A 12,534-nucleotide genomic window follows, 5' to 3' on the forward strand; every position below is an offset into this window, starting at 1 on the left:
TCCTCTTGATCGAAATCTTGGGATTCGTCTGCAGCAAAACTCATCAAAATACCTGTCCTGATGCCCAGGAAAATAAACCATCTACCAAGTAAATTATGGTGGCAGACAGAATGACCATCAACAATACCGCTGCTGATTCGCTAATTAACTGTTGCCGAGAAGGCCAAACGACTTTAGCGAGTTCTTGTTTGGTTTCGTTGAAGAACTGACTTAGGTTAAACCCAGATTCAGTTTCTTTAGTCTCTGGTTCAGCTTTTGTTTTCTTTGCCACAACTTATCCTTTCCCCCATCAACGCATTAATATCGGTCTACCATGGTCGGTGCTGAGTGCTATGTGCGCATCTTGCTCAGTTAATCCAGCCAGGGATTAGATGACACAAGTCGGCTTTACTGGCCTCAATTTCCTGTTCCTTGCGTCGGGAATAGTCTAGCTGGTAGGCTTGAAGCACAACAATCCACTAGTCCTGATGGTTGAGTCAAACCCTCCTACTCAGCCCCCTGAACTGAAGGAATCCCACTGGATTTGCTCAGCTAAACCCTGGCATCCCAAAGGTGCGACCCGCAGCGAATCGAATCCGCTAAGGAAAAGCGCACCTAACTTTTGTATTATACCAATTTTGAGCGCGCCCTGGAGGACTCGAACCCCCGACATCAGGTTTTGGAGACCTGCGTTCTACCAACTGAACTAAGGACGCAGATGGAGTAGAGAGGTAGAGTTTAACCTCTCGCTTGATCTAGTATACCCTAATTTTGGCATTTACACCAAGCAACTTGATGCTAGGCCAGAAAAAGGTTATAAACTACGGTCAAAGCGTTGTTTGATGCGAGTAGCCTTACCAACGCGATCGCGTAAATAGTATAGCTTGGCTCGACGCACCTTGCCTCGACGGACTATTTTTATATTAGCAATTTTTGGAGAATGGAGTAGAAAAACCCGTTCCACACCAACCCCTTGGAAAATCCGGCGTACTGTAATCGTTTCATTAATGCCACCATTGCGCATGGCAATCACAGTGCCTTCATAGGGTTGAACCCGTTCCTTATTACCTTCTTTAATCCGTACTCCCACCCGCACGGTGTCACCGACGTAGATGGTAGGGAGCTTTTCCTTTAGTTGTTCCGCTTCAAGGGAGCGAATGATTTCTTGAGCATTCATGGTTTTTGCTTATGCCTAAAAGCACCAGTTTCTGATTATATCCGAAAGAAACACTTGAAGTCTAGATTTTTTTGGGAAAAAGTTAGGACTTCAGCACCACTACCTGTGTCTGTGTCTGTCTATTTGGTGTAAATAGCTGATCTGACAGCTGTATCTACTCTCTGTTGGTTCCTTTTTTTCTTTGAGTACTCAAACCTGTACCTATAAGACCAAGGGCTAGTAAACCCAATGTAGCAGTAGATTCATTAACACTAGCCTCAGAGGGGGTAGCCTCAGACAACACTGGATACAGGAACTGCCGACCAGCGTAGTCATCATTAACCAATGGGCTAAGGTTGGTGACTGGGTTGCCTGGAGCTATGCCTAGTCCCCGGGATTCCATGAGAATATCTACCGCTGGGGTGTCAACACCCGGATCCTGATCTGGAACTGTAAACAATGAAAATGGCGAAGCGGCTGGATTGAGGGGATCGATTAGTTGGGCGATCGGGTTGCTCAATGTGGCTAGAGCTGTGGCGCTAGTACTGCCATCATAGTTGTCGTCGATAAATCTATTAGGACTGATGTCTCCCTCAATATCCCCTAATCCAATGGCATGACCGATCTCGTGGGTCAACAATCGCCTGAAAAAGTCGAGGGTATATACTGTTCCGGCATTATTGTTGAAGGTGATATCTGCTCCGATAATGGCGCTTGAACCTGTGTAATTTTCCGTTCCAGAGGTGAGAGTTACGGTATCACGGATGTAATAGAAAAACGATTCACCTTGGGGTGAGGTATTTCCAGGATTCCAGAACGTTGCATTGGTCGATGCCAACAGGTCAATTTCGGCACCATATCGGTTAACGCCTCCTCTACCGGTACCTACTACTGGTGTCTCTAAATCTGCTACAAATGACAAATCGGTACCTAAGCCAGAAACCGGGTCAACTACAGTCCAGGCGTTGAACGCACCCTCAATGGCATTTTGAAACTCATTGACACTAGGAACAATATCCCAGGTGAATAAATCCCGGAAAGCTTCATAGGAACCGCCCTGTAGTGAGTATCGCAATCCGCCGTCCAAGGAACGATCTTGTCCTTGGATAGTCCTTGGAGCTGCATCCCATCGGGAGCCACCTCCGAGTGTGTTACCAGACCGGTTAAAAATTACAAAAGCGTCAGAGCGTGCTGGGTTAGCAACTTCAATGGCGGTGAAACTCAAAACAGACCCTAGGATTGCTAGTGATAGGTTTTGTGTCAGTTTGAGTAAATCAATAGGTTGTTTGTTTTTGACGTTTGTTTTCATAAGATTGTTTATTTTAATACATTCAAATATATAGACAGGTTAGTTTGATAAACATCAAAGTACCTGTTTTTTTCATAGGCTTTAATTGAATTAAATAAAAAAATAAATTTCAATGCTTCAATAAAAATACTGAAAATTTAAAAAATTCCAGAAAAATTGATTACAAAACATTAAGTAATCGGGGTCATAAATTGGTATGAGTAAACCTAAAGACCCAAAGAACACGAAGACTAAAAAATTTAGCCTTCTTAAGACATTGATTCACAATTTATTCACAATGAAATAATATTAGCGTTCGCGTAGCGTGGCCTTTTGGCCATCGCTTTCAAGTTCTAATCTCTGAATAACACTCCAAACTTTGAACACATTACCTTGCATCAAGGCAGCTATACCAGATAGGGCTTGTAGTTCGGGAATAGTCGGGTTGATTTTAAGGGCAGGTTTTAGGGCATTTTCTCCATTTTTTCCATCCCAATCATAGAGATAGACGAAGGCAAGATAAGCGTGAGCATAGGGATTTTGGGGGTCAAGTTGGGTGACTCGCTTTAATGCTGCGATCGCAGCTTCTACATCTTGCTGCAATACCCTACTCAAGGCCAGACCATAGGCCAAGTCTAGGTTATTCGGTTCCGATTCCAGCCGATAGCTTAAGGCTAAATCTGCTTGTTCTAAGTAGTCCTGAATCGGATCGTACTGGTTAATCCGGGCAGTTTCTTCAAAAACCGGCTCTAGGCCATTGAGTCCTTTAGGTAAATTCGCGGATAATATCCGCATTTGGGTGATTAAATCTAGTTCTGGTGCAGGTATGGGGGTAGCTGCTGGATCGATGGTCAAGGTAACCTTTGGTACTTGTATCGGATAGGTTTCGCGAGTTTGTCGATTGAGGTAAGTTGCTTTTAGGGTGTAGCTTCCAGCTGGGATATCTGCTGGGGGAAACATCGCCATCCGTTCAATGACTTGAAATTGGGAATTGGCAGGTGGTAATTGGGAAGAGTGTAGTTCTCCCATGGCAATACCATGGTCGTGTAACCATCCGTGGGTTATTCGCCCTTGGCCTTCCCCTAGGGTAGGTTGCCAGGTTAGGATAACGATGCCAGATTGTAATTGCTCCCAAGAACCAGTCCACTGATAAGTTACTGGTACAGGTACTCCAGCAGGAGATGTTTCTGGTACGGTGACTTGGTCTAATTTAACTCTGGGGCTTGAGCTGAGAGTATTGCTGTTCGCGTAGCGTGGCCTTTTGGCCAGGGAAGCATTGCCATCTAAACTAGTGGGTTTTATGGATGATTGCTCACCCACAGGCTTTATCGATAATGGTTTTACGGCTATTGGTGGCTGCCGCTTGTGATACAGTTTCAGTTGGCTAGCATCGGGTAACTCCCAAGTCTGGTGTAGCTCAAACTCTGACCCTTGCTCAACTTCCTGAACTATAGCTGCTTGGGATTCTGGGATTGACCCTTGGGCACCAGTTTTAGTGAGGAACCAAGAAAGCGATCGCATATCCTGTTTCACTTGTTTGGCTTGGGTTCCCACTTGACGCCCGTATACTTGGAAATTGGCTAATGCACCATAGTAATTGAAGTTGTGTTGGTTAATGTCTGGGGTTGACGGTAATACTCCTAAGTTAGAGCGCAAGTAAGGTTGAGTCTTGATGATTTCAGCAATTACCTTCCGATGAGGCCATGGCTGTCCTAAGTAGGGCAAATGTTGTACACGGGGACTAAGTAATTGAGTCAATCCTCTACCTCCTAATGGAAATAGATTCAACATCATCAATACAGTTGCTAGCCCTACCGTGGTCCAACGCATCGGTTTACCCCAACGATTAGTCCAGCAGGTTAAGCCATAAGCCAGAAACAGTGATAGCACTGGAACTAATGGCAAGATATAGCGAGCATCTTTATTAATATTCAATGAACACAATAGATAACCACCCACTATGAAGACCCCTAGCCAGGTTAGTGACCAGATGGGGGGATGGGGGGATGGCAGATTGTTCTGTTTTGCGATAGAAGATTGCTTGAGCCCATACTTGAGCCCATAAATTAACAGTCCTACTATTGGTATTAACAACAGTGGCCAAGAGATCAGGTAAGGTAAGATTTTCCAGTAGTAAACCCAAGCATCAAGGGTATTGAGGGCTGGGTCTCCTTCTGCGATCGCGGAATCAATGGTTGCTCGCTTGCCAGAGGTTAATATCAACAACCAATTAATCCGGTACCATGGACCAAATATCAAAACTGATACCAGCAAACCTGCGATTAACTGAGCGAACCTTTGCCATTGCCTCTGCCACAAAACCCTCACCCCAGCCCAAACGATTGGCACGAATAGAAAAAATATGGCGGTTTGCTTAACTAGCAACGCTAATCCTAAACAAACCCCAAACCCCAACCCCCACAACCATTCTTGTCTTACTCTGGTTCGCCATAAGCGTCTCTTTGCAGTTGCCAAACGCCACCACACTGTCAGAGACCAAAAACACAAACTGACTACTGTGGTTAAGGGATAATCCAGCAAAAATTCTAAACGGTAGCGATATAGTCCTGGTAACAACATGACTAAACCAGCAGCCCATAACCCTACCCGGCGGTTAAATAATACCAGCCCTAATCCATAAACTGAAGCAATTAGCACTCCACTACATAAAACTAGCGCTATTGTAGCTAGCTCTGGTCCGGTTCCAAACAGTTGCTGAACCATTGCGGCAATAATATAAGTCAATGGCGGGACTTTTGACGAAATTGCCCAAAAACTGCTCCACCACTCCCCAGAGAACCACTGAGGATGCTGCAACGCCTGCCAGTAATTCAACGAACCGGTCAAATAATCCGCCTGGTCCCAAGCTGGGACAGAGTGATCTAGGGCAAACCAAATGCGATCGCAAAATCCACTCCCTAGCCAAATTAGTCCTAAAATTAGTGGATCTCTAAAGCGTCTTTTCATAGTGGTGAGTGCTAGGTGCTCAGATGAATTAGCTACAACAATCTTACCTGTAGTGATTGAGTAAATTGATATTGAACGGGCAATCTTGAGAAAGGGTTTGTTTGAACAAAACCCAGATGTTCATACCTATGTAGAGGAGGAAGAAAATGACTAAGACTTCTGATGCGATTAAAATTCTTAACAAGAAGACTCGTACCGACCCCGAGATCGAGGAAATGATAGCAGAAGCTTCTCTTAATGCAGAGGTGGCACAGTTAATTTATGAAGCTAGAACAAAAGCGGGGTTAACCCAGAAACAGCTTGCAGAACTTGTGGGTACAAAGCAGCCTGTGATTGCACGACTGGAAGATGCTGATTATGAAGGACACTCCCTTTCTATGTTGCAAAAAATCGCTCGCGCTCTGAATCACCGGGTAGCGATCGCGTTTATCCCTATCCCAAATCTGATTCCATAGACCATTTGCAAATATAGCAATTCTCAATTGGATGAGGTAATTTAGTCTAGGGTTTTAGGCAGTATGCAGTAGGCAGTAGCGATGCATCACGATTACCTATTTATTGTCACCTTTTTAGCTCAATCCTATTAACTGCTTCACCATCTTGACATGAACAATACCAGCCTCCTCAAAAGAGTCTCCCACTACTTCAAAACCTAACTTTTGATAAAGCCCTTTCACATACTCTTGAGCATGCACCACCACTACCTTAATTCCAGCTTGCTCAGCTAACTCTAATGCCTTAATCATCAACTGTTTCCCAATGCCCTTACCTCTAGCATTAGATAATACAGCTAACCGTTCTATTTTAGCTGTATTATCATCTATAGATCTCACCCTACTTGTGCCTACCGGCTGATTATTCCAATAGGCTAATAAATGCTTCGCTATTTCATCCTTACCATCAAACTCTAACTCCGCTGCTACCCCTTGTTCAATCTGAAAAACCTGCACCCTGATTAACTTAATTTCTGATAATCGTTCAGTATATCCAACAACTTTAATAGTTAACTCATCCATTTACCTAATCCAATTATTAACTGCTAACCATTTAATCATTCAAGCCTTAACTTACCGAGGGGCTTTACTGTCGAATCATCAAACCACTCTATTTTAGTACTATACTTTTCCTCAAGTCCTTGTTGCAAATATTCAGAGGGATAAAATAGAAATATATCACTAAACCCTTGAGGAATATCGGGAATAGTAGGGGGAATGACTAACTGAATTTTTACCTGAGGATTTAATAAATAACTAAGAGAAATCACATCCCCAGGATTCACGGAAGAAACATTGCTAACTACCAGAGGTCGCTCAGCTTGATTAATAATCCTAGCGATGGTAGGATTGTGAGCCCCAACTTGCTTGTTCCACCAGATTTCTGTTTGAGAACTAATAGCACAAGAGATAACTCCCCCTGTAAGCAGCACAGCTACTATTCCTTTCCAGACCTTCTGTGTTTTTAAATTAGCCTTTATTAAAGTAGCCCTGGATAGAGACCCAGTTATATACATACTAATTACATAAGCAACAGCCAGCTGCACTCCGATATAGCAAGGTAGGAAATACCGAGTACTTACTGAACGTCGTCCTCCCCAAATTAAGTCGGGTAAGATTAACCCTAATCCAGTAATAACGATTAACGTTAAAACCAGTAACCAAACTCGCTGGGTAGTATAACGACAGATAAAATAAATTGCATATCCCACAAAACTAACTAAAATTGGTGGTATTATATAGGTAAATGGATGCTCCAGTGGTATTCCAAAATCAAAAAATATCAAACTAAGGTTTATTCCCCAGATTTTCACCAAAAATGATAAAGGTACTTGAAGTGTTGTCCAATGGGTTTTATGCTGAATGATAGCTAAGTTACTAACGACCACAACTAACCAAGGGGAAAAGGCTATAAACCCTGCACCAGATGCTATCAAATAAGCATAAATAGTTTTATTAAAGCGAAACCGTTCTATAATAAAAACATAAATTCCATGTCCAATGGCAACAAATATAGAAAAGAGAAATGTGTAAAGACTAAGTGCCAAAGTTATAGCATAGATTACCCATGACCAGAGGTAGTGTGTTACTTTTCGACTATTCTTAGTTTTTCGGATAGCTCGCAACAGAGACGCACAAGATAGGATAATAGTCAGTGTCCATAGACTATATTCCCGTGCTTCTTGAGCGTAGAGCACATGAAAGGGAGATACCGCCAAAAGTGCTAGAGCTACCGAGCCCACTAAAGGGAATTCAAATAATTCTAAGCACAGCCAATAGATAGCTGGCAAAACCAGCAGGCTAAACAGAACAGATAAACCCCTAGGGTTATTGACAGCAGCACCAAATAGCTGCCGCCAAAACCGCGCCATTAAATAATAGAGGGGTGGATGTTCTGGGTTTGTAGTTAAGGCATTAATAGTATCTCCTAAGTGTTTTTCAGGATTAGGATGCTGATACTTTTGTAAGTCTTCAACACCAATTACCCTACCATCAAAAACTTCCTTAATTACTTCATCTCCGGTGTAGCCAGAACTCCGAATTGAGGTATAAACCTCATCGTGCCAGTATATTTTATGGTTAAGATTGAAGCAGCGGAAGAAGATTCCTAGCAGTAAAAGGACGATCATCAAAAATCGCCATCTTAGGGAAAAATACTGCTTAGATGGTTTCGTCATATCTTAAGACGAGAGAAAACTCTGAACTTCTTGTGCAATCAAGTGAGGAGCATAGCTATTTGTATTAATGAACAGAGTTCGACTTGGGGCTAAATCTTCTAAAATGGATCTAGTTTCGTATGGATTATAGTTGCATTTTTCTGCAACAATAATTTTTAAGCAATCTCGTAATTCATGTATGGAAAAGTAACCTTTATTCACTTTGGCTAGGATTTCTTGTGTTTCTTCATGGGCAAAAAGATTGGTATCCTCTGGTATCCCTAATTCAGCAAAACTACTAATTTTATTTTCATTGTAATTATATTTTATTGGGCTAGATTGCGCAATGCGATCAAACAAATCCCTACGAGTTAACAGGCGTTCCAATCGGACATAGTTAGGAGCTTCCAAAACTAAAAACTGAGCTTTTGGTAGAATTTTGATTGCGTATTTTACTTCCTGCTTTCCTCGCAAACCATCAAAAAGTAGCGGAAAGCAAACTTGAGACGGATTAATCTGTAATTTGCTCAAAATATGGACTATTCCCTCAGGAAAAAGTTCCTTATAGCGACGGGTATAGGAGAAGCGTGTAACACGGCAGGTAATATCATCTTCTTTTTCTGCTCCATCGATCTGCATGACCGTCGGAATAATAAATTTATCAGTTAAAGTACGACGATTAGGAAACAGCGTAAAGTTTAGCTCTGTATCGGATAAAGCATTGATAAGTGTACTTTTACCGACTCCCGTCAACCCAACTAAAATAAACAAGGGCTGTTCAACAAGCGGCAGCCAGCCATCAACCGCTGATAATCCGTATCTAATCCCAGAGCTCAACTCTATAGACTCTATAGACTCAGTTTGTTTTTGGTTTAACGGCATTATTAGTAAACTGTTCTAGATCTAAGCATTCTTCACTCAAAGTGAGAAGATTATTCACAATTATCAAAAGCAAAACATTGATTAACTATGTGGGGCAATTCGTTGTCAATATCAATACCAGTCCCTCGTTTAGCCAGCACTTTAACCTCATTGAGAATGCAATTCATGAAAACCCTATTATTGGTCAATCCCTCTTGACCAATTTGTTCCAGAGCTAACTCAACTGAAGCTCTGCCCGATTGCATTCCTAAAGCTAAGTTATTTTTGTTTGTCAAACTAGCAATATCTAAACTTTGGTAAAGCATCGGATCTTTAGCAATTGCTTTGACGTGAACCCCAGCATAGTGAGTGAACGCATTTTTTCCCATAATGGGTAAAATAGGCGGAATTGAAATATGGGAATATTCACTCACAATATGGTATAGATCCTTAAGATAGTTAAACTCCCAAGGCAATTCTGATTCAACCATCTCGCCCAAATTGACCAATAATGTTGCTAAATCAACAATACCAGCACGTTCTCCTAACCCCATCACAGTTACATCGATAATGTCTGCTCCACCCTGGTAAGCATCAAGAGCATTAGCCAGTGCTAAACCTCTATCATTGTGACAATGAACAGCAATTTTAGGATATAGTTGTTGTCCAGCTAGTTTTTCCTTCAAAGTTTTGACAAAATACGAGTAACTGCGATCGTTCTTAAATGGAGTAGCATATCCTGTTGTGTCTGCGATGCTAATAATATCTGCGCCTGCTTGTACCGCAGCGCTTGCTACTTCAATAACTTGTTCGATTGAGGTACGTGTGGTATCTTCTGGTGTATAGCGAATTAATAGGTTTGGGTTTTGTGCTTTGGCATAGCTAATAACTTCCACCACTTGCTCAATGGCATTTTCGATTGTAATTTGGTAGTCACGCTCTAAACGGTGATTGGCAACACTCAGGAAGATACCCAAAAAATCGATTTTACAATCTAATGCTTTTTGAACATGATCGATACGACAAAGAGAGTGAGCACCAATCTTAGCATTCAATCCCGCATTAGAAACCAAGGCTACAGCTTCACAAATTTCAGGACCAACAGCAGGATTTCCTACTTCAATAATATCAATACCAATTCGATCTAAAAGTTTAGCAATTAATAACTTGGTTTCAGGGGAAAAATAAACACCAGGAGTTTGTTCTCCTTCTCTTAGGGTAGAGTCAAGAATCTGCAACATTACGTGACAAAATCTCCTTTTCTGGTAATTAACTAAGCTTACTCAAAACTTGGTTCCAGGCTTGAGGGCATCATAGAATTAAATGCAGTCGTTTTCAATATGAGCATGGAAAATCAGTTTACCACTACTGGAGTCAGTCATTTTCCAAGATGTGTCAGGCAGTCAGCCTACTCCCTACTCCCGCTCAACCCAGGGCTTTGTACTTCACCGAATTGATAAATGCTATAATTTGTGACTACCTAGTTTTTTGTGCCAAATCTGGATCGTTTGGATTGGAAGTAGTAGCTAAAAATAGCTGTGGTAGTAGTAGTCCAGAATTAGCTTTGTAAGTAGGTGGGCGTAATTAAGTGTAAAATAGCGATTGAAATTCAAAATCCCAAAAACCCTATGAATAAAGGATTTCAGCTTCATTTTCGGATTTTTAGTTTTAACGTTTATTTATGCCCACCTACTTAGTCAGCAAACTCTGGATAGCGGGAGAGAGGAAAAACTTAGTTGACATTTTACGGTACAACACGCTATTATAAGTAAGCCGTCAAGGTAACTCAGCTGAGCAAGTACATTAAACCCCAAAGAAGTCGCTGAGTTGCTAGGCGTTAACATCATGAGTTTAGCTAGATGGGAAAAGCCAAGAATTATCCAAGGGATTAAAACACCATCTCGATAACGGAGACAAGAATTATCCCGAATTATGCTCAGAGCCTTCAAAACCAAATTAAAACTGAATAACAAACAGAAAACCTTGATGGCTAAACACGCCGGTTATTCACGATGGATTTGGAATTGGGCACTCCGGATGTGGAACGAGGCTTATAAAGAAGGTTTGAAGCCTTCAGCCAAAAAGCTTAAAAAATTCTACACTAATCATGTTAAACCTCAATATCCGTGGCAATCCACTCTAAGTTCAAGGGTTTATCAATTCGCCTTTATGTACTTAGGGGAAGCGTTCAAACGATTTTTTCAAGGTACGTCTCAACATCCTAAGTTCAAGAAAAAAGGTAGAAATGATAGCTTTACTCTTGATAACTGTGGCAGGATAATGGAGTTTTCAGGAACTCGATTAAAACTTCCCTTTATTGGATGGGTCAGTACATACGAACCTTTACCGGAAATCCAGACTAAGAGAGTCACGATCACTCGAATAGCTGATTCTTGGTATCTGTCTGTAGCCTACGAGTTTGAACCTGAACACACCGTAAAATCTAGAGAATATCTGGGTGTTGATGTTGGGGTTAAAGTTATTGCCACTTGTTCCGATGGAACTGTTTTTAAAAACCCAAGAGCTTATAAAAAAGCTAAGAAAAAATTAGCTCGACTTCAACGAGAATTATCTAGAAGAAAGATAGCTTCTAAAAACAGATATAAAACTAAACTGAAGCTAGCTAAAGCTCATCAAAGGGTTGCTAACATCCGGAAAGATGCAATCCATAAACTAACCTCCTGGCTAGGCAAGAACCACGCAGTCATTGGGTTAGAAGATTTGAAGGTTTCCGGCCTGTTGAAAAACCACAAGCTGGCGAGTGCAATCGCTGATTCTGCCTTCTATGAGATTCGTCGTCAACTCGAATATAAATCCGAGTGGTACAGTTCAGAATTAGTGTTTGCAGATAGGTTCTATCCATCAACTAAAACCTGTTCAAGCTGTGGCCATGTTCAACAAATGCCACTCAAAGAACGAGTTTTTGACTGTGAGGCTTGCGATTACATCGCTGATCGTGATCTGAACGCAAGTCTCAATTTACAACGTTTAGCCGAGGGCTTCTCGGTGATCGCCTGTGTCAGTAAGTAGTGCCGACACCTTACGCAACCCAGTTATCTGGAGGAAGCAGGAAGTAAACTTCATTACGACGCTTTATGTCGTTTTGTGTCAGTTTTACAAAGCAGTATAGTATTTCTGGGCATCACTGGCATAGTGGAGAAAGACTCCCATGACATTAATGGAAATGGCAGCAGCTACGAGGGGTAAGGGAGGCTGAGAACCACTGCTGATCAGAATAAACGGAGCAACCCAGTAGAGCATTAGTATTCCGAAGCCAAGAATTCCGATGCCAATGGGCATTTCTTGCTCCCACTGCTTGTCTGGATAGATAGGGTCTTTGAGTAGCCACATCACCCCATAGGTACCATGGAGGGCTAGGTAAACCCATGGGCCAAGGGTGAAATTCTGGTAGAAAACCATTAATCCCAGCACTACTAGAGCGGTAAGTCCTTTGTGGAGATTGATGAAGTGCTTGATTTTCATAACTAGGGTGTCTGATCGATTAAAGGCTTGCTAATTCACTACCGTAATTCTACGGAAATTTGTGATAGTGTTTCCACAATTAACCACTCTATCAGTGGATTGAAATTAGTGTTCAGTAGTAAGTGAGTAAGTACCTGGACATAAAATATA

11 protein-coding genes and 1 tRNA gene are annotated in these 12,534 nt (G+C 41.8%); 2 read left to right on the plus strand and 10 right to left on the minus strand.

The features are described from left to right. Positions 1 to 43: 43 nt before the first annotated feature. The 5 genes from secE to F6K52_RS06245 all read right to left on the minus strand — a co-directional run bounded on the left by secE (position 44) and on the right by F6K52_RS06245 (position 5,390). A complete protein-coding gene (secE, locus tag F6K52_RS06225) occupies positions 44 to 271 on the minus strand; it encodes a preprotein translocase subunit SecE (RefSeq protein WP_293075434.1) in 228 nt (75 codons plus the stop codon). Between the two features lie 351 nt (positions 272 to 622). Continuing rightward, a tRNA-Trp gene (locus F6K52_RS06230) sits at positions 623 to 695 on the minus strand. A gap of 98 nt (positions 696 to 793) precedes the next feature. Beyond that, positions 794 to 1,156: a 50S ribosomal protein L19 gene (gene rplS / locus F6K52_RS06235; RefSeq protein WP_293075436.1), complete on the minus strand. Its 363-nt coding sequence runs from the start codon at positions 1,154 to 1,156 to the stop codon at positions 794 to 796. A 154-nt stretch (positions 1,157 to 1,310) separates the two neighbouring features. Next, the gene (locus F6K52_RS06240; protein ID WP_293075438.1) at positions 1,311 to 2,444 is read right to left on the minus strand and encodes a hypothetical protein; all 1,134 of its coding nucleotides are present in this window, start codon (positions 2,442 to 2,444) and stop codon (positions 1,311 to 1,313) included. A 288-nt stretch (positions 2,445 to 2,732) separates the two neighbouring features. Then, a complete protein-coding gene (locus F6K52_RS06245; RefSeq protein WP_293075440.1) occupies positions 2,733 to 5,390 on the minus strand; it encodes a glycosyltransferase family 39 protein in 2,658 nt (885 codons plus the stop codon). Positions 5,391 to 5,536: 146 nt separating this feature from the next. Between F6K52_RS06245 and F6K52_RS06250 the strand changes: the two genes are divergently transcribed. Then, a complete protein-coding gene (locus tag F6K52_RS06250; RefSeq protein WP_293075442.1) occupies positions 5,537 to 5,845 on the plus strand; it encodes a helix-turn-helix transcriptional regulator in 309 nt (102 codons plus the stop codon). 114 nt (positions 5,846 to 5,959) lie between these two features. Here the strand turns inward: F6K52_RS06250 and F6K52_RS06255 are convergent, their stop codons facing one another. From F6K52_RS06255 to F6K52_RS06270, 4 genes are read right to left on the minus strand one after another with little or no spacing between them, the layout of a single operon-like run. Next, positions 5,960 to 6,406: a GNAT family N-acetyltransferase gene (locus tag F6K52_RS06255; protein WP_293075444.1), complete on the minus strand. Its 447-nt coding sequence runs from the start codon at positions 6,404 to 6,406 to the stop codon at positions 5,960 to 5,962. 35 nt (positions 6,407 to 6,441) lie between these two features. Then, positions 6,442 to 8,061: a glycosyltransferase family 39 protein gene (locus tag F6K52_RS06260; protein ID WP_293075446.1), complete on the minus strand. Its 1,620-nt coding sequence runs from the start codon at positions 8,059 to 8,061 to the stop codon at positions 6,442 to 6,444. 3 nt (positions 8,062 to 8,064) lie between these two features. Beyond that, positions 8,065 to 8,922: an AAA family ATPase gene (locus tag F6K52_RS06265; RefSeq protein ID WP_293075448.1), complete on the minus strand. Its 858-nt coding sequence runs from the start codon at positions 8,920 to 8,922 to the stop codon at positions 8,065 to 8,067. Between the two features lie 50 nt (positions 8,923 to 8,972). Continuing rightward, a complete protein-coding gene (locus tag F6K52_RS06270; RefSeq protein WP_293075450.1) occupies positions 8,973 to 10,142 on the minus strand; it encodes a 2-isopropylmalate synthase in 1,170 nt (389 codons plus the stop codon). A 688-nt stretch (positions 10,143 to 10,830) separates the two neighbouring features. Between F6K52_RS06270 and F6K52_RS06275 the strand changes: the two genes are divergently transcribed. Further along, positions 10,831 to 11,931, plus strand: coding sequence for an RNA-guided endonuclease TnpB family protein (locus F6K52_RS06275; RefSeq protein WP_293075493.1), 1,101 nt, complete (start codon positions 10,831 to 10,833; stop codon positions 11,929 to 11,931). Positions 11,932 to 12,015: 84 nt separating this feature from the next. On the opposite strand, the gene F6K52_RS06280 is transcribed toward F6K52_RS06275, so the two are convergent. Further along, on the minus strand, positions 12,016 to 12,384 hold the full coding sequence (locus F6K52_RS06280) for a hypothetical protein (protein ID WP_293075452.1): 369 nt from the start codon (positions 12,382 to 12,384) through the stop codon (positions 12,016 to 12,018). Positions 12,385 to 12,534: the final 150 nt, after the last annotated feature.

It is taken from the genome of Moorena sp. SIO3H5 (genome assembly GCF_010692395.1).
Taxonomy (GTDB): Bacteria; Cyanobacteriota; Cyanobacteriia; order Cyanobacteriales; family Coleofasciculaceae; genus Moorena.

What these genes read in the sequence shown, in the direction of transcription:
- F6K52_RS06265 (WP_293075448.1), bottom strand. Translation starts at nt 8,922, where the DNA reads ATGCCGTTAAACCAAAAACAAACTGAGTCTATAGAGTCTATAGAGTTG.
- F6K52_RS06240 (WP_293075438.1), bottom strand. Translation starts at nt 2,444, where the DNA reads ATGAAAACAAACGTCAAAAACAAACAACCTATTGATTTACTCAAACTG.
- F6K52_RS06245 (WP_293075440.1), bottom strand. Translation starts at nt 5,390, where the DNA reads ATGAAAAGACGCTTTAGAGATCCACTAATTTTAGGACTAATTTGGCTA.
- F6K52_RS06255 (WP_293075444.1), bottom strand. Translation starts at nt 6,406, where the DNA reads ATGGATGAGTTAACTATTAAAGTTGTTGGATATACTGAACGATTATCA.
- F6K52_RS06270 (WP_293075450.1), bottom strand. Translation starts at nt 10,142, where the DNA reads ATGTTGCAGATTCTTGACTCTACCCTAAGAGAAGGAGAACAAACTCCT.
- rplS (WP_293075436.1), bottom strand. Translation starts at nt 1,156, where the DNA reads ATGAATGCTCAAGAAATCATTCGCTCCCTTGAAGCGGAACAACTAAAG.
- F6K52_RS06260 (WP_293075446.1), bottom strand. Translation starts at nt 8,061, where the DNA reads ATGACGAAACCATCTAAGCAGTATTTTTCCCTAAGATGGCGATTTTTG.
- F6K52_RS06280 (WP_293075452.1), bottom strand. Translation starts at nt 12,384, where the DNA reads ATGAAAATCAAGCACTTCATCAATCTCCACAAAGGACTTACCGCTCTA.
- F6K52_RS06250 (WP_293075442.1), top strand. Translation starts at nt 5,537, where the DNA reads ATGACTAAGACTTCTGATGCGATTAAAATTCTTAACAAGAAGACTCGT.